The organism is Pseudomonas sp. AM14(2022) (assembly GCF_036346455.1).
Classification (GTDB): domain Bacteria; phylum Pseudomonadota; class Gammaproteobacteria; order Pseudomonadales; family Pseudomonadaceae; genus Aquipseudomonas; species Aquipseudomonas putida_A.
Window position 1 is genome coordinate 13,281 of the sequence record NZ_JAOTNY010000024.1, and the last position, 24,373, is coordinate 37,653.

The following is a 24,373-nucleotide window of genomic DNA, read 5'->3' on the forward strand; positions in this document are numbered from 1 at the left end:
AGCCTCCGCATGGAATCGAAAGAAAAACTGTTAATGGAACTGCTGGGCCACACAGCTCGCTCACTGACCCATCTCACCGCGTCGGTCACTTCGATGTCTTTCGAGCTGCTGCGCAGCGAGGACGAAGTGGTCAAGACCGCGGGCCGCCACATGATCGATCGCATGGCGACCATCAGTGCCGGGCTCGACGAGCACTGGCGGTTGATCGGCGAACTCACCGGCGTGCACGTCGCCCACGAGCAGATCGAAACCATTCAGGAAATTCAGTTGGCCGCGCCGCCGCAGCTGCCGTCGAACTGAACATGGCGGTGTATCGGCTCGCCTGATAACCGTCGATTCACAAGACGAACGTCGCTGGCGCAGGATCTGCGCCGGGGCCATAGTTTTGTTCCCGCGGGCCTGATTGCCTGCCCAGAACAAGACAGAGACTGGCCATGACCAAGACTCTCCATCACCGTGCCTGCCACCTGTGCGAAGCCATCTGCGGCCTGACCATCGAGACCACCGAAACCGATGGCAACGTCGCGATCACCTCGATCAAGGGGGACGCGCTCGACACGTTCAGTCGTGGGCACATCTGCCCCAAGGCCGTGGCCCTGCAAGACATCCAGAATGATCCCGACCGCCTGCGCCAGCCGATGCGCCGGGTCGGCAGCGAATGGCTGCCGATCGAGTGGGACGAAGCCTTCGCACTGGTGGCCGAGCGTCTGGCGGCGATTCAGCAGCGTCACGGGCAGAATGCGGTTGCGGTCTACCAGGGCAACCCGAGCGTGCACAACTATGGGCTGATGACTCACAGCAACTACTTTCTCGGCCTGCTGAAGACGCGCAATCGCTTCTCGGCGACTTCGGTCGATCAGTTGCCGCATCACCTGAGCAGTTACCTGATGTACGGCCATGGCTTGCTGCTGCCGATCCCGGACATCGATCACACCGATTTCATGCTGATCCTCGGCGGCAACCCGCTGGCATCCAACGGCAGCATCATGACCGTGCCGGATGTCGAGAAACGCCTGAAGGCGATTCAGGCCCGCGGCGGCAAAGTGGTGGTGGTCGATCCACGGCGCAGCGAAACGGCAGCTATCGCCGATCAGCACTTGTTTGTGCGGCCGGGTGGCGACGCGGCGCTGTTGTTTGGCTTACTCAATACGCTTTTCAGCGAAGGCCTGACCCGTGACAGTCACTTGCCGGTTGATGGCCTTGATGAAGTGCGCGCAGCCGTCGCCACGTTCACTGCCGAAGCCATGAGCCCGCTGTGCGCCGTGCCAGCCGAGCAGATCCGCCAACTAGCGCGCGATTTCGCGGCGGCACCGAGCGCGGTGTGCTACGGGCGCATGGGCGTTTCGACTCAGGCGTTCGGCACGTTGTGCCACTGGCTGGTGCAGTTGATCAATCTGGTCACCGGCAACCTCGACCGGGTTGGCGGAGCGTTGTGCACCGAGCCTGCGGTGGATCTGGTGGCATCGACCTCGGGCGGGCATTTCAACAAATGGCAAAGCCGGGTCTCCGGGCGACCCGAGTACGGCGGCGAGCTGCCGGTGTCGGCGCTGGCTGAAGAGATGCTCACCGAAGGTGAAGGGCAGATTCGCGCGCTGATCACCGTGGCCGGCAATCCGGTGTTGTCGACGCCAAACGGCCGGCAACTGGAACAGGCGCTGGATGGCCTGGAGTTCATGCTCAGCATCGACCTGTACATCAACGAGACCACGCGTTACGCCGACCTGATCCTGCCGTCGACCTCGGCGCTGGAGAACGATCATTACGACACTACTTTCAATCTGTTCGCGGTACGCAACGTCACCCGCTTCAACCGCGCGATTCTCGCCAAGCCCGACGGCGCATTACACGACTGGGAGATCTTTGTCGGCCTGGCCAAGGCGTTTGCCGAGAAGACTGGCAAGGAACTGAAACCGACGATGCCGCCGGCGAAGATGATCGACATGGGGCTGCGCATGGGCCTGTATGGCGATGCGTCCGAGCAAAAGCTGTCATTGGCGACATTGTTCGATCATCCGCACGGGATTGATCTTGGGGCGTTGAAGCCTAATCTGGCTGCACGCCTCAAGACGCCGAATCAACGGGTGCAGGCTGCGCCGCCGGAAATTCTCGCCGATCTCGCACGCTTTGCGGCCTTGCAGGCGCCGGCGGCCGATGAGCTGCTGATGATCGGCCGGCGCCATGTGCGCAGCAACAATTCGTGGATGCATAACTACCATCGTCTGGTGAAGGGCAAGCCACGGCATCAATTGCTGATGCACCCGGATGACCTCGCCAGCCGTGGGCTCAACGATGGTCAGTTAGTTCGCGTCAGCTCGCGGGTAGGGCAGATCGAGGTCGAGGTGCTCGGCAGTCTGGACATGATGAAGGGCGTGGTCAGCCTGCCGCACGGTTGGGGACATGCTCGGCCGGGCGTGCAAATGGCAATCGCCAGTGGGCAGCCGGGATCGAGTGCCAACGACCTGACCGATGAATGCCAGCTCGACGAGTTGTCGGGTAACGCCGCGCTCAATGGCGTACCGGTGACGGTGGCGGCGGCCTGAACGTGACCGTCGGGGAGACCGAGCATGGCGCTCGGGATTCCGTTACAATGCGTCACCGTGCCGACCCATGAGTCGGAAAGTTCAGCCGAGGTGCTCCATGGATATCATCGAAACGATTAAAGAGCAGATTGCCAACAACACCATTCTGCTTTACATGAAAGGCTCGCCGAATGCCCCGCAGTGTGGCTTCTCCGCGAAAGCTGCGCAGGCTGTAATGGGCTGTGGCGAGAAGTTCGCCTACGTCGACATCCTGCAGAACCCGGAAATCCGCGCCAACCTGCCAAAGTACGCCAACTGGCCGACTTTCCCGCAACTGTGGGTCGGCGGTGAGCTGGTCGGCGGTAGCGACATCATGGCTGAAATGTTCGCCAACGGTGAGCTGCAGACTCTGGTCAAGGAAGCATCGGCCAAGGCTGCTGCGGCCAAGTCCGAAGCCTGATCCGGTTTTTGTGGGAGCGAGCAAGCTCGCTCCCACAGGGATCTGCATCTGATCCGGGATTTGCCAATAAAAAGCCCCGGACCTCGAAAGAGGGCGGGGCTTTTTAGTTTCGCGAATTCAGCGGGCGCTTATTTACTCTTCACCCATCTGCGATTGCAGATAGTTCTCAAGACCGATTTTATCGATCAGGCCCAGTTGGGTTTCCAGCCAGTCGATATGCTCTTCTTCGGATTCGAGAATGTCTTCGAGCAGTTCACGGCTGCCAAAGTCGCCAACCGATTCGCAATGGGCAATGGCGGCTTTCAGATCGGCGTGGCCGGTCTTCTCGATACGCAGGTCGCATTCCAGCATTTCCCGGGTATGCTCGCCGATGTGCAGCTTGCCCAGGTCCTGCACGTTCGGCAGGCCTTCGAGGAACAGAATGCGCTTGATCAGCTTGTCCGCGTGTTTCATCTCGTCGATGGATTCGTGGTACTCGTGCTTGCCCAGCTTGTTCAGGCCCCAATCTTCATACATGCGTGCATGCAGGAAGTACTGATTGATCGCGACCAGTTCATTGGCAAGGATCTTGTTGAGATGCTGGATGACTGTAATGTCGCCTTTCATGATGGGAGTCCTGCCCTGTATTAGCTGTATATAAGGCGGAGTTTGAGCTTGGTACTTATAAGTGTCAAACCTAAGTTATTGAATAATAAATGAAATTAAATCTGAATAAGAATGTTTGTGTTCCGCGTCTAGCGCCTAAGCGCTTGATTTGCAGGCATAAAAAAACCGGACATATGTCCGGTTCTTTGAAATAAGGGGGATTATGCCGCGGTAAATTCTACGGGGTAGGGTATCGCAGCCTGAGCGGTTTGCAGCTTGGTCAGGGTTTCGCGAACCACTTCCTTGGCAAGGCACGCACATTTGCCGCATTGGCTGGCGACGCCGGTGGCCTGGCGGACTTCTTTGTAGCTGCAGCAACCTTCATAGATCGCTTCGCGGATTTGTCCGTCGGTGACGCCAGTGCAGAGACAAACATACATAAGTGAGAACCGTCGCTGGTTGTGACTCAATTGCGATGGATCTTAATGTTAACGAGAATGATTGTCAAAGTGCTTTCTGAATGGTTTTCGATCGAAAAGCCGGTCACTGACGAACGGTGATTAATGGCGAATTGCCTGGCCCCGAAAATGCTGGTCCGTTATCCGCCTCGGGCAAAAAACCGTTAAGGACAGGCGAAAAACGCAGTGTATGATGGTCGGCCCTTGCGAAGAGGGTTCGTGTCACAGGGCTGTCGCCTCAAGGTGGCAGGCTGGCCCGGGCCCTGAACTTCAAGTTATTCACCAGGAGATATCCATGAGCGTACTCGTAGGCAAACAAGCCCCAGACTTCACCGTCCCGGCCGTACTCGGCAATGGCGAGATCGTTGACAGCTTCACCCTGTCCTCGGCCATCAAAGGCAAATACGGCCTGGTGTTCTTCTACCCACTGGACTTCACCTTCGTCTGCCCGTCCGAGCTGATCGCTCTGGACAACCGCATGGCCGACTTCAAGGCGCGCAACGTGGAAGTGGTTGCCGTGTCGATCGACTCGCACTTCACCCACAACGCCTGGCGCAACACTCCGGTCAACAATGGCGGCATCGGCCAGGTGAAATACACCATGGCTGCCGACATGAAGCACGAAATCGCCAAGGCCTACGACGTTGAGTCCGAAGGCGGCGTGGCTTTCCGTGGCGCGTTCCTGGTCGACGACAAGGGCGTTGTCCGCTCGCAGATCATCAACGACCTGCCGCTGGGCCGTAACATGGAAGAGCTGATCCGTCTGGTCGACGCTCTGCAATTCCACGAAGAGCACGGCGAAGTCTGCCCTGCGAACTGGAAGAAAGGCGACAAAGGCATGAACGCTTCGCCAGAAGGCGTTGCGGCTTACCTGACCGAGAACGCTGCTGCCCTGTAAGGCGCAACGTCGCGGTACAAAAAAACCGGCCCATGTGGCCGGTTTTTTTATGCGCGGGATTCGCCCGAACGAGGATCAGTCGTCGAAGTCTTCCCAGCCGCCCATCTGTTTCCAGCGGTTGACGATGCCGCAGAACAGCTCGGCGGTCTTCTCGGTGTCGTAACGCGCCGAATGCGCTTCGCGGCCGTCGAAGTCGATGTCCGCTGCCTGACAGGCCTTGGCCAGAACGGTTTGACCGTAAGCCAGACCGGCCAGCGTCGCGGTATCGAAGCTGGAGAACGGGTGGAACGGGTTGCGCTTCATGTCCAGACGCGCAACCGCAGCATTCAGGAAGCCAAGGTCGAAGCTGCTGTTATGCCCGACCAGAATCGCGCGCTTGCAGCCGTTGGCCTTCAGCGCCTTGCGGATGCCACGGAAGATGTCGGTCAGCGCAGTTTCTTCGCTGACCGCCATGCGCAGCGGGTGATCGAGTTTGATCCCGGTGAACTCCAGCGCTGCCGCTTCGATGTTGGCGCCTTCGAAAGGTTCGACGCGGAAGAAGTAGGTGTGGTCCGGGTAAACGAAACCCTTTTCGTCCATGGCGATGGTGGTCGCGGCAATCTCCAGCAGAGCGTCGGTGGCCGAATTGAAGCCACCGGTCTCTACGTCGACGACAACCGGCAGGTAACCGCGAAAACGCGCTGCCATTGGGTGGCGGGAACCGCCGCCGCCACCTTGACCGTCCAGTTCGTCGTCGAAATGGTCTTCACTCACGCGTGTTCCTCCAGCAGGCGCCAGCGCAGTTTTTCACCGGCGCGCAGCGGGATAACGTTCAGCTCGCCAAATGGCAGGCTGGTCGGGGCGGTCCATTCTTCGCGAACCAGGGTGATGCGATCGGTGTTGGTCGGCAGACCGTAGAAACGCGGGCCGTTGAGGCTGGCGAACGCTTCGAGCTTGTCCAGCGCGTTGCGCTGTTCGAAGGCTTCGGCATACAGCTCGATGGCGGCGTACGCGGTGTAGCAGCCGGCGCAACCGCAGGCGGCTTCCTTGGCGTGCTGGGCGTGCGGCGCCGAGTCGGTACCGAGGAAGAACTTCGCGCTGCCGCTGGTGGCGGCGTCGAGCAGGGCTTCCTGATGGGTATTACGCTTGAGGATCGGCAGGCAATAGAAGTGCGGCCGAATCCCGCCCACCAGCATGTGGTTGCGGTTGTACAGCAGGTGATGCGCGGTGATGGTGGCGCCGACGTTGGCCGAAGCCTCGTTGACGAACTGCACCGCGTCGCCGGTGGTGATGTGTTCGAACACCACTTTGAGCGTCGGGAAACGCTCGACGACACGGCGCATGTGTTCATCGATGAAAATCTTTTCGCGGTCGAAGACGTCGACATCGCCACGGGTGACTTCGCCATGGATCAGCAGCGGCATGCCGACTTCGGCCATGGCTTCCAGCGTCGGGAAGATCTTGTCGATGCTGGTCACGCCGGAATCGGAGTTGGTGGTGGCGCCGGCCGGGTACAGTTTGGCGGCGTGCACGAAACCGCTGGCCTTGGCCTCACGAATTTCTTCAGGCTGGGTGCGGTCGGTGAGGTACAGCACCATCAGCGGTTCGAAGCGACTGCCGGCCGGGCGGGCAGCGAGAATCCGCTGGCGATAGCCGTCGGCTTCAGCGGCGTTGCGCACCGGTGGTACCAGGTTGGGCATGATGATGGCGCGGCCAAAGGTGCGCGCAACATCGGCAACGGTATTGGTCAACACGGCACCATCGCGAAGATGAATGTGCCAGTCGTCGGGACGCAGCAGGGTCAGGCGGTCGGACATGAGGGGATTCCAGGCGGGTCAAACTGAGGGGAATGCTACCGGAAAAGACTCTTGCAGGCACCCGCTATCAAGTTTTGCAGGAACCTTCCGATATCCCGTAGGTATGCCGTAAACATAGTGTGAATCGGTCTTTGTGTTACAGAAGCCAATGGAGCCTCCCGTGCGCCAGCGATATTTAGCCTTGCTCAGTGTGTTCGCCAGCCTCCCCGCGATGGCGCTGACCTACCAGACGCGTCTGGAGAACATTGAGTGGACGGTCGAGGGCGACAAGTTCGAGTGCCGCCTGACCCAGCCGATCACCGATTTCGGCTCGGGCCAGTTCGTGCGCAAAGCCGGCGAGCAGGCGATATTCCGCCTGAATGCCTACAACGCCATGCTCGGCGGCGGTTCGGCGACCTTGCTCGCGGCGGCAGCGCCATGGCAGCCGGGGCGCAACGACATTAATCTGGGCAGCGTCAGGATCGGCACCGGCAATGTGCTGTTCAACAGTTCGCAATCACAGGCCGGGGGGCTGATCAGTGGCTTGCTGGACGGTCGCAGTCCGGTGGTGCGCCGTGCGTCCGGCGATGGCCGGGTTTCGGAAGTGCGTCTGCTGCCGGTGAAGTTCAGCAAAGCGTTCAATGATTACCAGACGTGTGTGGCGAAATTGCTGCCGCAGAATTTCGATCAGGTGAAGCAATCGCAGATCGGCTTCCCCGGCGAAGGCACCGATCTGGATGCCGCCGCCAAAGCCAAGCTGCAGGTGATGCTCGAGTTCATGAAGGCCGATCCGACGGTCAATCACATCGAACTCGATGGCTACTCCGACAATAGCGGTAATCGTCTGACCAATCGTGAGCTGTCGCGTCGTCGCGCGCTGGCGGTGGTCGACTTTTTCAAGGCCAACGGCATCGCCGAATCGCAGATCACCGTGCGTTTCCACGGCGAGCAATACCCGCTGGTGCCGAACAACAATGCGGCCAACCGGGCGAAGAATCGTCGCGTCAGCGTGAAGCTCGCGCGAGTCGCGCCGACTACCGCGCCAGCACCGCAAGCCAGCACACCTGCCAACGCTGCGGCGACTTCCTGACCCGTCGGTCATCGTCGCGCTGTCGACAGATTCTGTCGCTTTGTCGTCTTAAGCTGTCGCGCCTCTGTAAATTATCGGATTTGAGCGGTAGACTCCTCGGCTTTCCGTAGAACCCCGTGGAGTGATGGCATGGCGGACGTAAACAAGGTCGTTCTGGCGTATTCCGGCGGCCTGGACACTTCGGTGATCCTCAAGTGGCTGCAGGATACTTATAACTGTGAAGTGGTGACCTTCACCGCTGACCTGGGTCAGGGCGAAGAGGTCGAGCCGGCTCGCGCCAAGGCTCAGGCCATGGGCGTCAAAGAAATCTACATCGACGACCTGCGCGAAGAATTCGTGCGTGACTTCGTGTTCCCGATGTTCCGCGCCAACACCGTTTACGAAGGCGAGTACCTGCTGGGTACTTCCATCGCACGTCCGCTGATCGCCAAACGCCTGATCGAAATCGCCAACGAAACCGGCGCCGATGCCATTTCCCATGGTGCCACCGGCAAGGGCAACGACCAGGTGCGTTTCGAACTGGGTGCCTACGCACTCAAGCCTGGCGTTAAAGTGATTGCCCCTTGGCGCGAGTGGGACCTGCTGTCCCGCGAGAAGCTGATGGACTACGCCGAGAAGCACGCGATCCCGATCGAGCGTCATGGCAAGAAGAAGTCCCCGTACTCGATGGACGCCAACCTGCTGCACATCTCCTATGAAGGCGGCGTGCTGGAAGACACCTGGACCGAGCACGAAGAAGACATGTGGCGCTGGACCGTCTCCCCGGAGAAGGCTCCCGACACCCCGCAATACCTGGAACTGACCTACCGCAACGGCGACATCGTCGCGCTGGACGGCGTCGAAATGACTCCGGCCACCGTACTGGCAACGCTGAACAAGATCGGTGGCGCTCACGGTATCGGTCGTCTGGACATCGTTGAAAACCGTTACGTGGGCATGAAGTCCCGTGGCTGCTACGAAACCCCGGGCGGCACGATCATGCTGCGCGCGCACCGCGCCATTGAATCGATCACCCTGGACCGCGAAGTCGCTCACCTCAAAGACGAGCTGATGCCGAAATACGCCAGCCTGATCTACACCGGTTACTGGTGGAGCCCGGAGCGTCTGATGCTGCAACAGATGATCGATGCTTCGCAGGTCAACGTGAACGGTGTGGTTCGCCTGAAACTGTACAAGGGTAACGTGATCGTTACCGGCCGCAAGTCCGACGATTCGCTGTTCGACGCCAATATCGCGACCTTCGAAGAAGACGGCGGCGCCTACAACCAGGCGGACGCGGCGGGCTTCATCAAGCTCAACGCGCTGCGCATGCGCATTGCTGCCAACAAAGGCCGCAAGCTGTTCTAAGCCTTGCAGGGTTGTAAAAATGGCGGCTTGTCTCAATGACAATGCCGCCATTTTCTTTTCTGTGTTTGTCTGACGTTAATCCAGAGCTTTGGTCATTGCCGCCAACTCCAGCATTTTCTTGAATGTCCACTTCAGGCATCTACTCTACGCTCATGCTCCTCTCAAAACCGTGGTGGTTTGTGTGCTTACGTTGTAAGCAACGAGAAGTTTGGCGCCTCCGCTTTTTTTCGACTGTTTGATAAGAGTCGGGATAATTTGCTTGAGCAAAACGTCGCACGCAGAGTCGGTCAAAAATATCACTGCCTTGGCTGAGTGTTTGCCAAGATGCGGAAAGTGTTCTGCCAGCGCATTGAACGCCTGTGCGCTACTCAACCGACGTACGTCTATGGCGCACAATGTGCCGATGGATTTAGGCAGCTGAATGTTGTGCTCAATCCACGGTCGCTCCGGGCAGGATTCGCCAGCGCTGCAAGGAGGGAGTTGCCTGAGGTCAACGCTATGTACAGACAACGTCCACTCCAATCCGTTGGCAGCTGATACTTCGCCTACCACAGACGCTCTTGCTGGAGGCGAACAGGAGTGGAGCTCGGGCTGTTTCAACTCCTCGAAACTTTTTAGAAAACTGTCGTCCTTATCGAAGTCCGAGGGCGCATAGAGCGAACGGTAGTTGAAGTTCAGCGTTAAAAAGAATAGCAATAGCAAGTAAAACGGAAAGCTGATCAGGAACCAGATGTAGACTTCTCTTTCGGCGTTATCAAGAAAGGGTAAGGAAATGGCAGCCGACGATTCGGAAATAAATGCAAATATCGCAATTACAGTCATGGGATTGGTAATTTTTCTTCTGATTTTTATCATGGAAGGTGCTCATTAATTGTGTGTTTCCAATACGTATGTTGAGTTGTTTTGTATGGGGTGTTGCAACTTGCTGGTCGAGATAATTTTTATATTAAATGATAACGTTTGGATAGAAGTATCTTGTTTCAGATGTTGATCTATCAAAGGGTTTTTGATTGTTTTCACGTTGTTTATTTAAACTTATAAGCTGCCGGGGCTGGCGCTGCGTAGCGATGTGCAGTCAATGGATTATCGCGTTTTTTCAGCCGCTCGCTGAGCCGTCTGCCTCGAAAGAACAGTTCGCGTGGTGTTCAGGACGTCATGTTTTTCGCGTCGATGTGAAGGCCAGGAGATGCGTCGTCCCATTTGAAAATCGCCTGTATGGGTTTTTTTGTAGGAATAATCTTTATTTGCTGTAGGGAATGTCTTTTGCTGGGATTGCAATGAAACTCTCTTGTGCCATGTCAGAAGTGACTGGGCTATTGTGCGTGCTCTAAAAATTCGAACAGCGAAACTGGACTTGCCCATGAATAAAGTGCTGATCGTGGATGATCATCCCGTCATTCGTCTTGCTGTGCGTATGCTGATGGAGCGTCATGGCTACGAAGTCATTGCAGAAACGGATAATGGTGTGGATGCTTTGCAACTTGCGCGTGAACAGATGCCGGATATCGTTATTCTGGATATTGGAATACCGAAACTCGATGGTCTTGAAGTTATTGCGCGTCTGAACTCGACACCCATGCCGTTGAAAGTACTGGTGTTGACCTCCCAGGCACCGGGTCATTTTTCAATGCGCTGCATGCAGTCAGGTGCTGCGGGGTATGTATGTAAGCAACAGGATTTGACTGAGTTGCTGAGTGCGATCAAAGCGGTACTGTCCGGCTACAGCTATTTTCCAAACCAGGCCCTGCACACCGTGCGTACCAGTCTTGGTAATGCCAGTGAGGCCGATATGGTGGATCGCCTCTCCGGGCGGGAAATGATGGTGTTGCAGCAATTGGCGCGTGGCAAGACCAACAAGGAAATCGCCGACGGCATGTTTCTCAGCAACAAGACGGTCAGCACTTACAAGACCCGTCTGTTATTGAAGCTCAATGCCCGCTCGCTGGTGGATCTGATTGAATTGGCACAACGCAACGGACTGGTCTGATGATCAGGAATACCGACGGGGCATGGGCCGCTCAGTGTCGGATTCAGCAGAAAGTAAAAAGCCTCCGGTTCGGGAGGCTTTCAAGTGTCAGAGATCAAAGTCGTAATCGGCCAACTGCTTTTGCAGTCGGCGCTCCTCAAGCAGGTTATCGATGGTGCGACGTTTACTCAGATTGGTCTTGGCGACCTCGACCACCGGTTCGGCGTCGTCGGTATCCACAACGGTAAAATCTTCATCTACGTCCAGTTGTTCTTTGCTGTCAGTCATAAGGTGAACTCCAGGCTAAGACTGCCTTTGGCGCCCCTTATATCGATATTCCTGCTGCGGGTAAAAAAGATTTTTTCAATCGAAGAATCAATTATTCCAATAGCCAATCAATCGTCCGAGGTTTTGTGTTTGTACTCACACAAATCTTCGATGCGGCAGCTGCCACAGCGTGGCTTGCGCGCCAGGCACACATAGCGACCGTGCAGAATCAGCCAGTGGTGGGAGTCTAGCAGGTAGTCTTTTGGCACAAACTTCATCAGCTTCTTTTCCACTTCAACCACATTTTTACCCGGGGCAATGCCGGTGCGGTTGCTCACGCGAAAAATGTGCGTGTCGACCGCCATGGTCAACTGGCGAAAAGCGGTATTGAGGACCACGTTGGCCGTCTTGCGACCGACGCCGGGCAGCGCTTCCAGTTCTTCACGCGTCTGCGGGACTTCGCCATTGTGCAACTCGACCAGCATGCGACAGGTCTCGATCACGTTTTTCGCTTTGCTGTTATAGAGGCCGATGGTCTTGATGTATTCGGACAGCCCTTCGACGCCCAGCGCGTGGATCGCCGCCGGGGTATTGGCCACCGGGAACAGTTTGGCCGTAGCCTTGTTGACGCCGACGTCGGTTGACTGCGCCGAAAGAATGACCGCGATCAACAACTCGAACGGTGAGGAATAGGCCAGCTCGGTCTTCGGCTCGGGATTGTCTTCATGAAGTCTGCGGAAAATTTCCAGACGTTTGGCGGCATTCATGGGTGATGTGTTTCCTTGGAGAGAGCGGTCGAGCGGGTCCAGGCCTGGCGGGCGGCGAGCAGTAGTCCGAGCACGATAAAGGCGCCGGGAACCAGGGTGAGCAAGTGCAGCCCGTCGCTGAACAGAACCAGGCCTTGCCAGTGTTCCGACAGGCCACGGCCGATGTGGCCCTGACCGAACAGTTCACGCAGTACCGCCAGCGCCAGTAGCAGCCCGCTCGACAGGCCAAAAAACGTCAGGCGCAGGCCAAATGCCTGACGAAAGAATCCATTGTATTCCAGCACTACGCATTGCAAGGCGATCAGCCCGGCATAGATTCCGATTGACTGTTGCCACTGCAACGCCCAGCGCTGCGCGAGGATATTGGCGCAACTGGTCAGGGTGGCGGCCAGCAGCAGACTGGCCAGCATCAGGTTGTTGCCAGACAACCGCGAGCGCAGCGGGCCGATGCATGCGCCGTAAACCACCACCACAACGCCCGACATCAACAGCATGCCCAGCGCGCCAGCCAAGGTCGCACTGGTGCCAAGCAGCAGCATCAACATCAACGTGTTTGTCAGATTCGTTGGCCGGATCATGATCCGCTCCCCAGCAAGGTTGCGCGGTGCTCATCAAAGTAACGCAGGGCGTCATGAATGGCATTGACGGTGGCCCGGGAAGTGACGGTTGCCCCGGCCAGTTGATCGAACTGTCCCTGATCTTTTTTCAGCGCCCAGCCTGCGTCGTCAGGTGCGTTGCGCGACTTGCCGGTAAATGTCGCCAGCCAGTGGTTCGGCCAGTCGCCGATAAGTCCGCCGAGCGCCGGGGTTTCGTTGTGCCGCAGGGTTTTTACCCCCAGCAGTCTGCCGTTGGCATCGATGGCGATCAGCAGTTCGATAGCGCCGGCATAGCCCTCGGTCTGGGTGCGCAACAACACTGCCACCGGCTGACCGGATTTGCTTGCGCGATAACCTGCCAGCAGCGTGCTGTGGCTCAACGTTGTATCAGTCAGCGCCAGCGGCTGCTCCAGCGGCTGATTGTCGTAGGCATCGGGCGCGATCAGATCCAGCAATTTGCGGCTGTCGAGCAGGCGTTGCTCGCTGGCAATCTGCGGCGCACTGGCGCGCTGCACGACATAGGTCAGGCCGAGACCGGCACCGGCCAGCAGCACAAGCGCCACGAAAGCAGCTGCGCGGCTCATGATTGCACCTGCGTCTGGCGGGCAGCGGCAAAACGTTCCAGAGCCGGTACACACAGATTCATCAGCAACACGGCAAACGCGACACCGTCCGGGTAGCCGCCCCAGGTGCGGATCAGGTAGGTCAGCAAGCCGACACCCACGCCGAACAGCAGTCGGGCCAGCGAACTTTTGGCGCCGGATACTGGTTCGGTAATGATGAAAAACGCACCGAGCATGGTCGCGCCGCTCAGCAGATGAAACAGCGGCGAGCCGTGGGAATCCGAACCCGAACCGTTCCAGCAGAGCAGGCTGACGAAAAACAGGCTGGCCAGCATGCCAACTGGCGCTTGCCAGGCAATCACCCGGCGCTGCAATAAAAACAGTCCACCGGCGAGAAACGCCAGATTGATCCACTCCACGCCGCGTCCACCGAAACGGCCGAATGCCGGATTGGCCGCGAACAATTCATCCATGGTCAGACTTTTGTTGATGCGCAGGCTGTCCAGCGCGGTGGCCTGAACCCAGGCATCCGGAGCCTGGCCCAGATTCAGGACCTGTGCAAAAGCGGCCTGCAGACTCATGCCATGCGCCGGCCAGTGGGTCATTGGCTGCGGGAACAGCAGCATCGCCAGGGCGAAACCGAGCATGGCCGGATTGAACGGATTCTTGCCGATGCCACCGTATAAATGTTTGCCGAACAGCAGGCCCGAAGCCACCGCCGTAACTGTCAGCCACCATGGGCAATAAGGTGGCATGGCGGCGGCCAGCAGTGTCGCGCTGACCAGTGCGCTGCCATCGCTGAACGTTGGTTGCAGTGGTTGTCGGCGCAGGCGGGCGACGCCAGCCTCGATCAGCAGCGCGGTGCTCGCCGCCAGGATCAGGTTGATCAACACGCCCCAGCCGTAGAACCAGAACAACGCCAACAGCCCCGGCAGCGTGGCCAGCAGCACCCGCTTCATCGCCTGTTGCAGGCGATCATCCGGTGCTTCACGGGGCGACATGATCTTGCACCTGACGCTCGGCGGCCTGCAGGCGAGCGCGGGCCTTGTCGAGGACTTCGCCCGGCGTGTCGGCGCGGCGTTCGAGTTTGTTCAGGTCGGCGCGGGCGTAGGCCAGTTCGGTTTTCAACTGGCGGAGCTGATTGTCGATCGGGCGCTTTTCCACCCGCATCAGGTCAGGCGCAGGCTGCTCGCTCGCCGTCTCGGCGGCTTGAAGGGCTTGCTCGGCGTCACGCAATGCCTGTTCCAGCGTGGCAATTTGCTCGGCTGGCGCTTCGGCGGTCTGGGCCTTTTTCAATTCGGCGCGCCGCATGGCCAACTGGATTTTCGCCCGTTTCAGGTCGGCGTCTTTCGCCGGGGCCGGAGCGGGGATTATCGGAGCGCTGGGGGCAGAGCTTTCGAGTTTCGCCAACACCTGTTCGGCGGCTTCAAACTGCTGTTGCAACACGATCAGTTGCGATTGCTGTTCGAAGGTCGGTGGATGGCCGAAGGCTTTTAGCGATTTGTGCAATTGCGCGCGACTCATGGCGACATCGATTTTGGCTTTCTTCAATGCCGCGTCGGCGGTTGCGGCTTTCTGCGCGCGCACCCGTTCCAGAGCCGCCTGCACCGGATCGAGAGTAACCACCGCCGGTTGCGCTGCACGCTGCGCCCGGGCTTCGCGTTCAGCCTGTTTCCGCTGTTCTTCGCGCTGCAGGCGGGCATTGCGGCGTTCAAAACGCTGGCGCGCATGATCGCGTTTGGCCGCGCGTGCGCGCAGTTCTTCAAGGCTGGAAGCCAGGCCACCGACCACCGGCAAGGTGCCGAGCGGCAGTGGATGCATCTCGATGCAGTCTACCGGGCACGGCGCCACGCACAGGTCGCAACCGGTGCATTCGTCAATCAGTACGGTGTGCATCAGTTTCGCCGCGCCGACGATGGCGTCGATCGGGCAGGCCTGGATGCACTTGGTGCAGCCGATGCACTCGGCCTCGCGGATGTACGCCACTTGTGGCGGTGCCGAGCCACGGCTGACGTCCAGTTCCAGCACCGGCACGTTCAACAGTTCAGCCAGGGCGGCGACGGTTTCGTCACCGCCGGGCGGGCACTTGTTGATCGGTTCGCCATCGACGATGCCTTGCGCATAGGGCTTGCACCCGGGGTGGCCGCATTTGCCGCATTGGGTCTGCGGCAGGAGGGCATCGATGAGTTGAATCAGACTCATGTTTTGATCAGTCCACTGAATCCGAGAAAAATCACTGCGATCAGTCCGGCGCCGATCAGGTCGATCGGCAAGCCGCGAAAGGGCAGGGGTATGTCGTTGTCCGCCGTGCGTTCACGCAAGTCGCTGAACAGGCTCAGCACCAGCCAGAAACCCAGCCCGGCGCCGATGCTCAGCGCTGTTGCTTGCAGCAGGCCGCGATCATTTTGCGCGTTGATCAAGGCCAGCCCCAGTACGCCGGCATTACCCAGCAATAGCGGCCACAGTCCGTCGAACGGCCAGTCTGGCAGCGCACGAGCCAACAGCTTCAGCAGCGGCGCGATCAGCAGCACGCTGAGCGGCAAGAATACAAACAGCTGCAGTGCCTGCAGTTGCAGCGGCACCAGCAGCCAGTGCCAGAGCACGTACCCGATGAAGCCGACGCTCAGCATCAGGCACGCCGTCGCCAACCCCAGCGCATGCACTTGGCGCCGACTGCCGGCCAGCAGCGGATCGACACCCAGCGGCCAGTGCAACACGAAGTTGTTGAGCAGGGCGGCACTGATCAGCGTAAGTGCAAGTTCGGTCATGGTTCTGCCGGCAGCAACGGGCGGGTGTCACTTAAGGTTAGGCATTATCCGGCACCCGCGATGGGTGGGCCAGATATGAAAAATCCCACAGGCCTGCAGAACATGCCTGTGGGATCGTTTCAGCGCTGGGTCTTACTTGATGCGTTGACCCGGCTTGGCGCCGCTGTCCGGGCTCAGCAGGTAGATTTCTTCACCGCCAGGGCCGGCGGCCATCACCATGCCTTCGGAGATGCCGAACTTCATTTTCCGCGGCTTGAGGTTGGCGATCATCATGGTCAGGCGACCGTCGAGTTTCGACGGGTCCGGGTAAGCGCTCTTGATCCCGGAGAACACGTTGCGCTGCTCGTCACCGATGTCCAGCGTCAGGCGCAGCAGCTTGTCCGCACCTTCCACGTGTTCAGCCTTGACGATCAAAGCCACGCGCAGGTCGACAGCAGCAAAGGTGTCGAAGTCGATTTCCGGCGACAGCGGATCCTTGGCCAGTTCGCCGTTGCCCGCAGGCGCGGCAGCGCCAGTGTCGGTCTGGCTGGCGGTCAGGTCTTCTTTCGAGGCGTCGGTCATGGCTTGCACTTTCACCGGGTCGATGCGGGTCATCAACGGCTTGAATTCATTGAGCTGATGGTTGGCCAGCAGCGTGGTGTGGTCGTTCCAGGTCAGCGGGGCGACGTTGAGGAATGCCTCGGCGTCGGCGGCCAGCAGCGGCAGCACCGGTTTGAGGAAGATCACCAGTTGGCGGAACAGGTTGATGCCAGTGGCGCAGATCGCCTGGACTTCATCCTGCTTGCCTTCTTGCTTGTTCAACGACCATGGGGCCTTGTCGGCGATCCAGGCGTTGGCGCGGTCGGCCAGGGCCATGGTTTCACGCATGGCGCGGGCAAAGTCGCGGGCTTCATAGGCGTCGGCAATGCTTGGCGCCGCAGCGAGGAACGCTTCGGTCAGCTCTGGCGCAGCGTTGTTGTCGACCAGCAGGCCGCCGTTGCCCTTGTGGATGAAACCGGCGCAACGGCTGGCGATGTTGACCACTTTGCCGACCAGGTCGGAGTTGACCTTCTGCACGAAGTCTTCGAGGTTCAGATCGAGGTCATCGACACCACGGCCCAATTTGGCCGCGTAGTAGTAACGCAGGTATTCCGGCGACAGGTGATCCAGGTAGGTACGGGCCTTGATGAAAGTGCCACGGGACTTGGACATCTTCTGGCCGTTGACGGTCAGGTAGCCGTGCACATTGATCCCGGTCGGCTTGCGGAAACCGGCGCCTTCGAGCATGGCAGGCCAGAACAGGGCGTGGAAGTTGACGATGTCCTTGCCGATGAAGTGGTACAGCTCGGCGGTCGAGTCCATGCCCCAGAACGCGTCGAAGTCCAGTTCCGGCGTGCGGTTGCACAGGTTCTTGAAGCTGGCCATGTAGCCGATCGGCGCGTCCAGCCACACGTAGAAGTACTTGCCCGGCTCGCCCGGGATCTCGAAACCGAAGTACGGCGCATCGCGGGAGATGTCCCACTGCTGCAGACCGGCGTCCAGCCACTCGGCGATCTTGTTGGCGACGGCGTCCTGCAGGGTGCCGCTGCGGGTCCAGGTCTGCAGCATCTGCTGGAAATCCGGCAGCTTGAAGAAGAAGTGCTGGGAATCCTTGAGCACCGGAGTGGCGCCGGAGATCGCCGACTTCGGATCTTTCAGATCGGTCGGCGCGTAGGTCGCACCGCATTTTTCGCAGTTGTCGCCGTACTGGTCTTCGGTGCCGCATTTCGGGCAGGTGCCCTTGATGAAGCGGTCGGCCAGGAACATTTTCTTTTCCGGGTCGAAATACTGAGTGATCGAGCGCTGGGCAATGTGCCCTGCGTCGCGCAGCTTCAGGTAGATCTGGCTCGACAGCTCACGGTTTTCTTCGGCGTGAGTGGAGTGGAAATTGTCGAAATCCACCAGGAACTCGGCAAAGTCGGCGCTGTGTTCAGCCTGCACGTTGGCGATCAGTTGTTCCGGGGTGATGCCTTCCTTTTCCGCGCGCAGCATGATCGCCGAACCGTGGGCGTCGTCGGCGCAGACATAGATGCATTGATTGCCGCGATGCTTCTGGAAGCGCACCCACATATCGGTCTGGATGTATTCCAGCATATGGCCAAGGTGGATCGAACCGTTGGCGTAGGGCAGGGCGCTGGTGACGAGGATCTTGCGTGGTTCGGACATGTGGGGCTTCGCTACTTGATGAAACGGAGGTCGGCCACTATAAAGCGCTGGCGCATATTTTTCACCCTGTGCACCTGTTTCCGGATGCGGCCACTGCAATAACCGGATGGACTGACTGCAATACATTGTGGCGAGGGAGCTTGCTCCCGCTGGGTGGCGAAGCCGCCCCATCCCGGTAATGTCGGATAGACCTGCTAAGCCTGATTGCGCCTGCTGCGCAGTCGAGCGGGAGCAAGCTCCCTCGCCACAAAGTCGAGTCAAAGCATAAATCGCCTGACCACAAATCAATCTGCGGGGTACGATACCCGCCATCTTTTCCCAGTCTTGTTATCGGAGTTGCCCATGAGTGCCGTCACTCGCGCAGCGGTGGAAGCCGTCCTCAGCCAATACACCGACCCCTACCTGAACCAGGACCCGGTCAGCGCCGGTTGCGTGAAGCACATCGAGATCGTCGGTGATCGCGTCAATGTGCAGCTGGAAATCGGCTACGCCGCCGGTCTGTTCAAGAGCGGCTGGGCACAGTTGCTGCAGCTGGCCATCGAAAACCTCGATGGCGTGACGATCGCCAAGGTCGAGGTCAACAGCGTGATTGCCGCGCACAAGGCCCAGGCGCAGATCCCGGGGCTGGCCAACGTCAAGAACGTGGTCGCCGTGGCTTCGGGCAAGGGCGGTGTGGGCAAGTCGACCACGGCGGCCAACCTCGCGCTGGCGCTGGCCCGCGAAGGCGCCAAGGTGGGGATTCTCGACGCCGACATCTATGGCCCGAGCCAGGGCATCATGTTCGGCATCCCCGAGCGCACCCGCCCCGAGGTCAAGGATCAGAAGTGGTTCGTGCCGCTCAAGGCCCACGGTGTCGAAGTCATGTCGATGGCGTTCCTGACCGACGACAACACGCCGATGGTCTGGCGCGGGCCGATGGTCTCCGGCGCACTGCTGCAACTGGTTACGCAAACCGCGTGGGGCGACCTGGATTATCTGGTCATCGACATGCCGCCAGGCACCGGCGACATCCAGCTGACCCTGGCGCAAAAAGTCCCGGTGGCCGGTGCGGTGATCGTCACTACCCCGCAGGATCTGGCGTTGCTGGACGCGCGCAAAGGCGTGGAAATGTTCCGCAAGGTCAACATTCCGGTGCTGGGTGTGGTGGAAAACATGGCGGTGCACATCTGCTCGAACTGCGGACATGCCGAGCATCTGTTCGGTGAGGGCGGTGGCGAAAAGCTGGCGACCCAATACGGCGTCGAACTGCTGGCCTCGCTGCCGCTGTCGATGCTGATCCGCGAGCAGGCCGATGGCGGCAAGCCAACGGTGATCGCCGAACCGGACAGCCAGATTGCCATGGTCTATCAGGAACTGGCCCGCCACGTCGGCGCGCGCATTGTGTTGCAGGAAGCGGCAACGCCGGCGATGCCTAATATCAGCATCAGTGACGATTGATAAGCAGAAACACAATCTAATGTGGGAGTGAGCCTGCTCGCGAATACGGCGTGTCATTCAACCGATGAGTTGTTTGATCCACCGCTTTCGCGAGCAGGCTCGCTCCCACATTTGGTTTTGTGTTGGCAGTCAGATCCGCAAGCCGCCATCCATCTCCAGAATCCGCCCGGTGTAGTAGTCGTTCTCGAAGATGTACGCCGCCGAATGGGCGATCTCTTCCGGCTTGCCCATGCGCTTGAGCGGAATCCCCGAAGTCATCTTCTCCAACGCTTCCGGCTTCATGCCCAGGGTCATCTCGGTTTCGATGAAGCCCGGCGCAATGCCTGCCACGCGAATGCCGTAGCGCGCCAGCTCCTTGGCCCAGGTCACAGTGGCTGCGGCCACGCCAGCCTTGGCGGCAGAGTAGTTGGTCTGGCCGACGTTACCGGCACGGGAGATCGAAGAAATATTGATGATCGCGCCGCTGTTCTTCAGCTCGACCATTTTCGCCGCCACTTCACGGGTGCACAGGAACACGCCGGTCAGGTTGACGTCGATTACCGCCTGCCACTGGGCCAGACTCATCTTGGTCATTTCGCCGTCCTTGACCTTGAGCAGCAGGCCGTCACGCAGGATCCCGGCGTTGTTGATCAGGCCATGGATCGCGCCGAAATCTTCGGCAACCTGCGCGACCATGTGCTCAACCTGTTCTTCAATGGCCACGTTGCACAGATAGCTGCGCGCCTCGACGCCCTTGGCCTTGCAGGCTGCTACTGCGTCGTCGAGTTTTTCCTGATTGAGGTCGACCAGCGCGAGCTTCGCGCCTTTGCCGGCGAAATACTCGGCCATGGAACGGCCCAAACCCTGGCAACCGCCGGTGATAATGATTACTTTGTCGTTGAGTTGCATTCGCATACCCCGATAGCCGGTCTGAGTGTTTTTTGTTATTGGCGACGCTCGATCCGTACCGGTTATGGCCAGATTGCACATGAGCATTGCCCGATGGCGTGACCGGGACTTATCCCCAGGCGCCTGTCCGTTTTTTCGACGGATTCTATATAAGGAGTCATAAATTGAGCGTTGAAGCGGCCAAGAATGCCCGAGAATTGCTTCTCAAGGAATACCGTGGCGTATTGTCCACCCACTCCAAATCGATGCCCGGTTTCCCGTTTGGCTCAGTGGTGCCGTATTGCCTGGATGAGCAGGGCCGCCCGCTGATCCTGATCAGCCGCATCGCCCAGCACACCCACAACCTGCAGAAAGATCCGAAATGTTCGCTGCTGGTAGGTGAGCGCGAAGCCGACGACGTGCAGGCCGTTGGTCGCCTGACCTATCTGGCCGAAGCGCAGAAGCTCGAAGACCCGGCGGCCATCGAGGCCGCCGCCGAGCGTTATTACCGGTATTTCCCCGACTCGCAGAACTACCACAAGGCCCACGACTTTGATTTCTGGGTGCTCAACCCGGTGCGTCACCGCTACATCGGTGGTTTCGGTGCGATTCACTGGGTCGATCAAGTAACCCTGGCCAACCCGTTTGCCGGCAAGGCGGAAATCAGCATGGTCGAGCACATGAACAGCGATCACGCCAAAGCCATCGCCCACTACGTGGAGCTCAGCGGGTTGCCGAAAACCGTACCGGCGCAACTGGCCGGAATCGACAGCGAAGGCATGCACTTGCGTATCGGTCAGGCACTGTATTGGCTGCCGTTTCCAGCGCCTTGTCATACGCCGATACAAGTGCGCGAAGCCTTGGTTTCTCTGGCTCACGCCGAGGTCTGGCCAAAAAATGCGGTGGCTGACGCTTGAATTCACGAAAGGGCGACGTCATCTAAGGCTTACTGCAAGGCATTTCTTGCGTTGAGGAATCTTTGATGCGCCCTTTTTTGTTGCTCTTTCTGCTGTTTCCGGTGTTGGAGCTGTTCGTATTCGTCAAAGTGGCAGGGGCGATCGGGTTTTTCCCGGCCCTGCTGCTGATCATTCTCGGCTCGATGTTCGGTGTGTTCGTACTGCGCGTCGCCGGTCTGGCCACGGCACTGCGTGCCCGTGAAAGCCTGAATCGCGGTGAGTTGCCCGCACAGACCATGCTTGAAGGCTTGATGCTAGCCTTGGCCGGTGGCCTGTTGATCCTGCCGGGCTTCATCAGCGACGTGGTCGGTCTGGTGATGCTGCTGCCGTTTACCCGTCGCCTGCTGGCGAACAAGATGCGCCAGCGCGCCGAAGAACAGGCAATTCGTCAGCGGGCCTTCGCCGACGACCTGCAACCCCGTGGCGGTCCTGCACCGCGGCAGCCTCTGGGCCGCGAGGGTGATGTGATCGAAGGCGAGTTCGAACATCGCGACAGCAAGTAACCCCTGCTTCGACACGGCACCTTCGGGTGCCGTTTGTTTATGCGCGGCATTCAAGGGGCAATTGATGAAAAATTTTCTGCCCCCGCCCTTGTAATAAGCTTATGCGCCCTTATGTATCGGTCACCGAAAGGTTTCCGGCATTCAAGCCGGACAGACTTCCGCGGTTTGCTCGACGAACCGCAACCGGCGCAGGCCGGATTTGTTAAACCCGCCGGGACTACACCGGCCGATGAAAACCACAATTAGGAGAGATCGACAATGAAGCTTCGTCCTCTGCATGACCGCGTCGTCATCCGTCGCAGCGAAGAAGAAAAGAAAACCGCTGGCGGTATCGTCCTGCCAGGTTCGGCTGCTGAAAAAGCCAACCACGGTGTGATTCTCGCTGTAGGCCCGGGCAAGGCTCTGGAAAACGGTGAAGTGCGTGCACTGTCCGTGAAGGAAGGCGACAAGGTTGTGTTCGGTCCTTACTCCGGCAGCAACACTGTGAAAGTCGACGGCGAAGACCTGCTGGTAATGAGCGAGAACGAAATCCTCGCTGTTATCGAAGGCTGATACCCCCGTTCATTTTCCCGTTACTACAAAGTATTTAAGGAATATCGATCATGGCTGCTAAAGAAGTTAAGTTCGGCGATGCCGCTCGCTCCAAGATGCTCAAAGGCGTCAACGTTCTGGCTGACGCGGTAAAAGCGACCCTGGGCCCGAAAGGCCGTAACGTGATCCTCGAGAAGAGCTTCGGCGCTCCGACCATCACCAAGGACGGCGTTTCCGTCGCCAAGGAAATCGAACTCGAAGATCGCTTCGAAAACATGGGCGCGCAGCTGGTCAAAGACGTTGCCTCCCGTGCCAACGATGACGCTGGTGACGGTACTACCACTGCGACCGTTCTGGCTCAGTCGATCGTCAACGAAGGCCTGAAAGCCGTCGCTGCCGGCATGAACCCGATGGACCTGAAGCGCGGTATCGACAAAGCGACCATCGCGATCGTCAAAGAGCTGAAAGCCCTGTCCAAGCCATGCGCTGACACCAAGGCTATCGCTCAGGTAGGTACCATCTCCGCCAACTCCGACAACTCCATCGGCGACATCATTGCCGAAGCCATGGAAAAAGTCGGTAAAGAAGGCGTGATCACCGTTGAAGAAGGCTCGGGCCTGGAAAACGAACTGTCGGTTGTAGAAGGCATGCAGTTCGACCGTGGCTACCTGTCCCCGTACTTCGTCAACAAGCCGGACACCATGGTTGCCGAGCTCGACGGCCCGCTGATCCTGCTGGTCGACAAAAAGATCTCGAACATCCGCGAAATGCTGCCAGTGCTGGAAGCCGTTGCCAAAGCCGGCCGTCCACTGCTGATCGTTGCCGAAGACGTTGAAGGCGAAGCCCTGGCGACTCTGGTCGTGAACAACATGCGTGGCATCGTCAAGGTTGCAGCCGTCAAGGCTCCAGGCTTCGGCGACCGTCGCAAGGCCATGCTGCAGGACATCGCCGTTCTGACCGGCGGTACCGTGATCTCCGAAGAGATCGGCCTGAGCCTGGAAAGCACCACCCTGGAGCACCTGGGTAACGCCAAGCGCGTGACCCTGTCCAAGGAAAACACCATCATCGTTGACGGTGCTGGCGTACAAGGCGACATCGAAGCCCGTATCGCTCAGATCCGCGCCCAGGTTGCCGAAACTTCCTCGGACTACGACCGTGAAAAACTGCAAGAGCGTCTGGCCAAGCTGTCCGGCGGCGTTGCAGTGATCAAGGTTGGCGCTGGTTCCGAAGTTGAAATGAAAGAGAAGAAGGCCCGCGTTGAAGACGCCCTGCACGCAACCCGTGCAGCCGTTGAAGAAGGCGTGGTACCTGGCGGTGGCGTTGCGCTGATCCGTGCTCTGGAAGCCCTGACCGAACTGACCGGCGACAACGCTGACCAGAACGTCGGTATCGCTGTACTGCGTCGTGCTGTTGAAGCGCCGCTGCGCCAGATCGCTGCCAACTCCGGTGACGAGCCAAGCGTAGTCGTCAACGAAGTGAAGAACGGCAAAGGTAACTTCGGTTACAACGCTGCTTCGGGCGAATACGGCGACATGATCGAAATGGGCATCCTGGACCCAACCAAGGTAACCCGTTCCGCTCTGCAAGCTGCAGCCTCGATCGGCGGTCTGATCCTGACCACCGAAGCAGCTGTTGCTGATGCACCGAAGAAAGAAGGCTCGGCTGGCGGCGGTATGCCAGACATGGGCGGCATGGGTGGCATGGGCGGCATGATGTAAGCCAGCCTTAGCCCTGTAACGAAAAACCCCGCCTGCGATGAGCAGGCGGGGTTTTTTATTGCCCGGATTTCAAGCTTCACACCGTCCCCTGTGGGAGCGAGCCTGCTCGCGAAAGCAA

At 58.9% G+C, this 24,373-nt stretch carries 26 protein-coding genes; 12 read left to right on the forward strand and 14 right to left on the reverse strand.

Features of this window, described 5'->3' with window-relative positions; translation table 11 throughout:
* The first annotated feature begins 9 nt into the window (after window positions 1–9).
* From V3W27_RS26785 to grxD, 3 genes are all read left to right on the forward strand, one after another.
* Window positions 10–300: a hypothetical protein gene (locus tag V3W27_RS26785; RefSeq protein WP_027612069.1), complete on the forward strand. Its 291-nt coding sequence runs from the start codon at window positions 10–12 to the stop codon at window positions 298–300.
* A gap of 134 nt (window positions 301–434) precedes the next feature.
* Complete coding sequence (locus V3W27_RS26790) at window positions 435–2,540, forward strand: molybdopterin oxidoreductase family protein (protein WP_330207961.1); 2,106 nt, start codon at window positions 435–437, stop codon at window positions 2,538–2,540.
* A gap of 97 nt (window positions 2,541–2,637) precedes the next feature.
* The gene (gene grxD, locus V3W27_RS26795) at window positions 2,638–2,979 is read left to right on the forward strand and encodes a Grx4 family monothiol glutaredoxin (RefSeq protein WP_003227729.1); all 342 of its coding nucleotides are present in this window, start codon (window positions 2,638–2,640) and stop codon (window positions 2,977–2,979) included.
* A gap of 132 nt (window positions 2,980–3,111) precedes the next feature.
* On the opposite strand, the gene bfr is transcribed toward grxD, so the two are convergent.
* A complete protein-coding gene (gene bfr, locus V3W27_RS26800; protein WP_207964909.1) occupies window positions 3,112–3,585 on the reverse strand; it encodes a bacterioferritin in 474 nt (157 codons plus the stop codon).
* Between the two features lie 200 nt (window positions 3,586–3,785).
* Window positions 3,786–4,004, reverse strand: a complete 219-nt coding sequence (locus V3W27_RS26805; protein ID WP_003227725.1) for a bacterioferritin-associated ferredoxin — start codon at window positions 4,002–4,004, stop codon at window positions 3,786–3,788.
* A gap of 313 nt (window positions 4,005–4,317) precedes the next feature.
* On the opposite strand from V3W27_RS26805, the gene V3W27_RS26810 reads away from it, so the two are divergent.
* Entirely contained in the window at window positions 4,318–4,920 is a 603-nt protein-coding gene (locus V3W27_RS26810; RefSeq protein ID WP_330207962.1) for a peroxiredoxin, read from the forward strand.
* Between the two features lie 75 nt (window positions 4,921–4,995).
* Here the strand turns inward: V3W27_RS26810 and rnt are convergent, their stop codons facing one another.
* Together rnt and pyrC are read right to left on the reverse strand one after the other, a co-directional pair.
* Complete coding sequence (rnt, locus tag V3W27_RS26815) at window positions 4,996–5,673, reverse strand: ribonuclease T (RefSeq protein ID WP_007963973.1); 678 nt, start codon at window positions 5,671–5,673, stop codon at window positions 4,996–4,998.
* Window positions 5,670–6,716, reverse strand: coding sequence for a dihydroorotase (pyrC, locus tag V3W27_RS26820; RefSeq protein ID WP_330207963.1), 1,047 nt, complete (start codon window positions 6,714–6,716; stop codon window positions 5,670–5,672). Before pyrC ends, rnt begins: the two co-directional genes overlap by 4 nt.
* 160 nt (window positions 6,717–6,876) lie before the next feature.
* Between pyrC and V3W27_RS26825 the strand changes: the two genes are divergently transcribed.
* Window positions 6,877–7,785 carry a flagellar protein MotY gene (locus tag V3W27_RS26825; protein WP_096795143.1) on the forward strand — a complete coding sequence of 303 codons (909 nt, stop codon included), beginning with the start codon at window positions 6,877–6,879 and terminating at the stop codon, window positions 7,783–7,785.
* Between the two features lie 129 nt (window positions 7,786–7,914).
* Window positions 7,915–9,132: an argininosuccinate synthase gene (locus V3W27_RS26830; protein WP_027612065.1), complete on the forward strand. Its 1,218-nt coding sequence runs from the start codon at window positions 7,915–7,917 to the stop codon at window positions 9,130–9,132.
* Between the two features lie 150 nt (window positions 9,133–9,282).
* Here the strand turns inward: V3W27_RS26830 and V3W27_RS26835 are convergent, their stop codons facing one another.
* Window positions 9,283–9,987: a hypothetical protein gene (locus tag V3W27_RS26835; protein WP_330207964.1), complete on the reverse strand. Its 705-nt coding sequence runs from the start codon at window positions 9,985–9,987 to the stop codon at window positions 9,283–9,285.
* Window positions 9,988–10,492: 505 nt separating this feature from the next.
* On the opposite strand from V3W27_RS26835, the gene V3W27_RS26840 reads away from it, so the two are divergent.
* Window positions 10,493–11,119 carry a response regulator transcription factor gene (locus V3W27_RS26840; RefSeq protein WP_003227711.1) on the forward strand — a complete coding sequence of 209 codons (627 nt, stop codon included), beginning with the start codon at window positions 10,493–10,495 and terminating at the stop codon, window positions 11,117–11,119.
* Between the two features lie 87 nt (window positions 11,120–11,206).
* On the opposite strand, the gene V3W27_RS26845 is transcribed toward V3W27_RS26840, so the two are convergent.
* The 8 genes from V3W27_RS26845 to metG form a co-directional block, all read right to left on the reverse strand.
* Entirely contained in the window at window positions 11,207–11,386 is a 180-nt protein-coding gene (locus V3W27_RS26845) for a PA3496 family putative envelope integrity protein (RefSeq protein ID WP_027612063.1), read from the reverse strand.
* 107 nt (window positions 11,387–11,493) lie between these two features.
* A complete protein-coding gene (nth, locus tag V3W27_RS26850) occupies window positions 11,494–12,132 on the reverse strand; it encodes an endonuclease III (RefSeq protein ID WP_003227707.1) in 639 nt (212 codons plus the stop codon).
* On the reverse strand, window positions 12,129–12,710 hold the full coding sequence (locus tag V3W27_RS26855) for an Rnf-Nqr domain containing protein (RefSeq protein ID WP_097086044.1): 582 nt from the start codon (window positions 12,708–12,710) through the stop codon (window positions 12,129–12,131). The genes nth and V3W27_RS26855 overlap by 4 nt, the downstream gene beginning before the upstream one ends.
* Window positions 12,707–13,312 carry an RnfABCDGE type electron transport complex subunit G gene (locus V3W27_RS26860; protein WP_103367376.1) on the reverse strand — a complete coding sequence of 202 codons (606 nt, stop codon included), beginning with the start codon at window positions 13,310–13,312 and terminating at the stop codon, window positions 12,707–12,709. The genes V3W27_RS26855 and V3W27_RS26860 overlap by 4 nt, the downstream gene beginning before the upstream one ends.
* On the reverse strand, window positions 13,309–14,292 hold the full coding sequence (locus V3W27_RS26865) for an RnfABCDGE type electron transport complex subunit D (RefSeq protein ID WP_097086040.1): 984 nt from the start codon (window positions 14,290–14,292) through the stop codon (window positions 13,309–13,311). The genes V3W27_RS26860 and V3W27_RS26865 overlap by 4 nt, the downstream gene beginning before the upstream one ends.
* A complete protein-coding gene (gene rsxB / locus V3W27_RS26870) occupies window positions 14,279–15,493 on the reverse strand; it encodes an electron transport complex subunit RsxB (protein WP_330207965.1) in 1,215 nt (404 codons plus the stop codon). The genes V3W27_RS26865 and rsxB overlap by 14 nt, the downstream gene beginning before the upstream one ends.
* Window positions 15,490–16,059: an electron transport complex protein RnfA gene (locus V3W27_RS26875; RefSeq protein WP_103367379.1), complete on the reverse strand. Its 570-nt coding sequence runs from the start codon at window positions 16,057–16,059 to the stop codon at window positions 15,490–15,492. The genes rsxB and V3W27_RS26875 overlap by 4 nt, the downstream gene beginning before the upstream one ends.
* A gap of 132 nt (window positions 16,060–16,191) precedes the next feature.
* The gene (gene metG / locus V3W27_RS26880; protein ID WP_330207966.1) at window positions 16,192–18,243 is read right to left on the reverse strand and encodes a methionine--tRNA ligase; all 2,052 of its coding nucleotides are present in this window, start codon (window positions 18,241–18,243) and stop codon (window positions 16,192–16,194) included.
* A 342-nt stretch (window positions 18,244–18,585) separates the two neighbouring features.
* On the opposite strand from metG, the gene apbC reads away from it, so the two are divergent.
* Window positions 18,586–19,680: an iron-sulfur cluster carrier protein ApbC gene (gene apbC, locus V3W27_RS26885; protein ID WP_027612056.1), complete on the forward strand. Its 1,095-nt coding sequence runs from the start codon at window positions 18,586–18,588 to the stop codon at window positions 19,678–19,680.
* Between the two features lie 129 nt (window positions 19,681–19,809).
* Here the strand turns inward: apbC and V3W27_RS26890 are convergent, their stop codons facing one another.
* Complete coding sequence (locus tag V3W27_RS26890; protein WP_136492797.1) at window positions 19,810–20,568, reverse strand: SDR family oxidoreductase; 759 nt, start codon at window positions 20,566–20,568, stop codon at window positions 19,810–19,812.
* A gap of 164 nt (window positions 20,569–20,732) precedes the next feature.
* Between V3W27_RS26890 and V3W27_RS26895 the strand changes: the two genes are divergently transcribed.
* The 4 genes from V3W27_RS26895 to groL all read left to right on the forward strand — a co-directional run bounded on the left by V3W27_RS26895 (window position 20,733) and on the right by groL (window position 24,255).
* A complete protein-coding gene (locus V3W27_RS26895; protein WP_096795134.1) occupies window positions 20,733–21,464 on the forward strand; it encodes a HugZ family pyridoxamine 5'-phosphate oxidase in 732 nt (243 codons plus the stop codon).
* A 65-nt stretch (window positions 21,465–21,529) separates the two neighbouring features.
* On the forward strand, window positions 21,530–22,006 hold the full coding sequence (locus V3W27_RS26900) for an FxsA family protein (RefSeq protein WP_096795133.1): 477 nt from the start codon (window positions 21,530–21,532) through the stop codon (window positions 22,004–22,006).
* 258 nt (window positions 22,007–22,264) lie between these two features.
* The gene (locus V3W27_RS26905; RefSeq protein ID WP_007916610.1) at window positions 22,265–22,558 is read left to right on the forward strand and encodes a co-chaperone GroES; all 294 of its coding nucleotides are present in this window, start codon (window positions 22,265–22,267) and stop codon (window positions 22,556–22,558) included.
* A gap of 50 nt (window positions 22,559–22,608) precedes the next feature.
* The gene (gene groL, locus V3W27_RS26910) at window positions 22,609–24,255 is read left to right on the forward strand and encodes a chaperonin GroEL (RefSeq protein ID WP_007964008.1); all 1,647 of its coding nucleotides are present in this window, start codon (window positions 22,609–22,611) and stop codon (window positions 24,253–24,255) included.
* The last annotated feature ends 118 nt before the right edge of the window (window positions 24,256–24,373 follow it).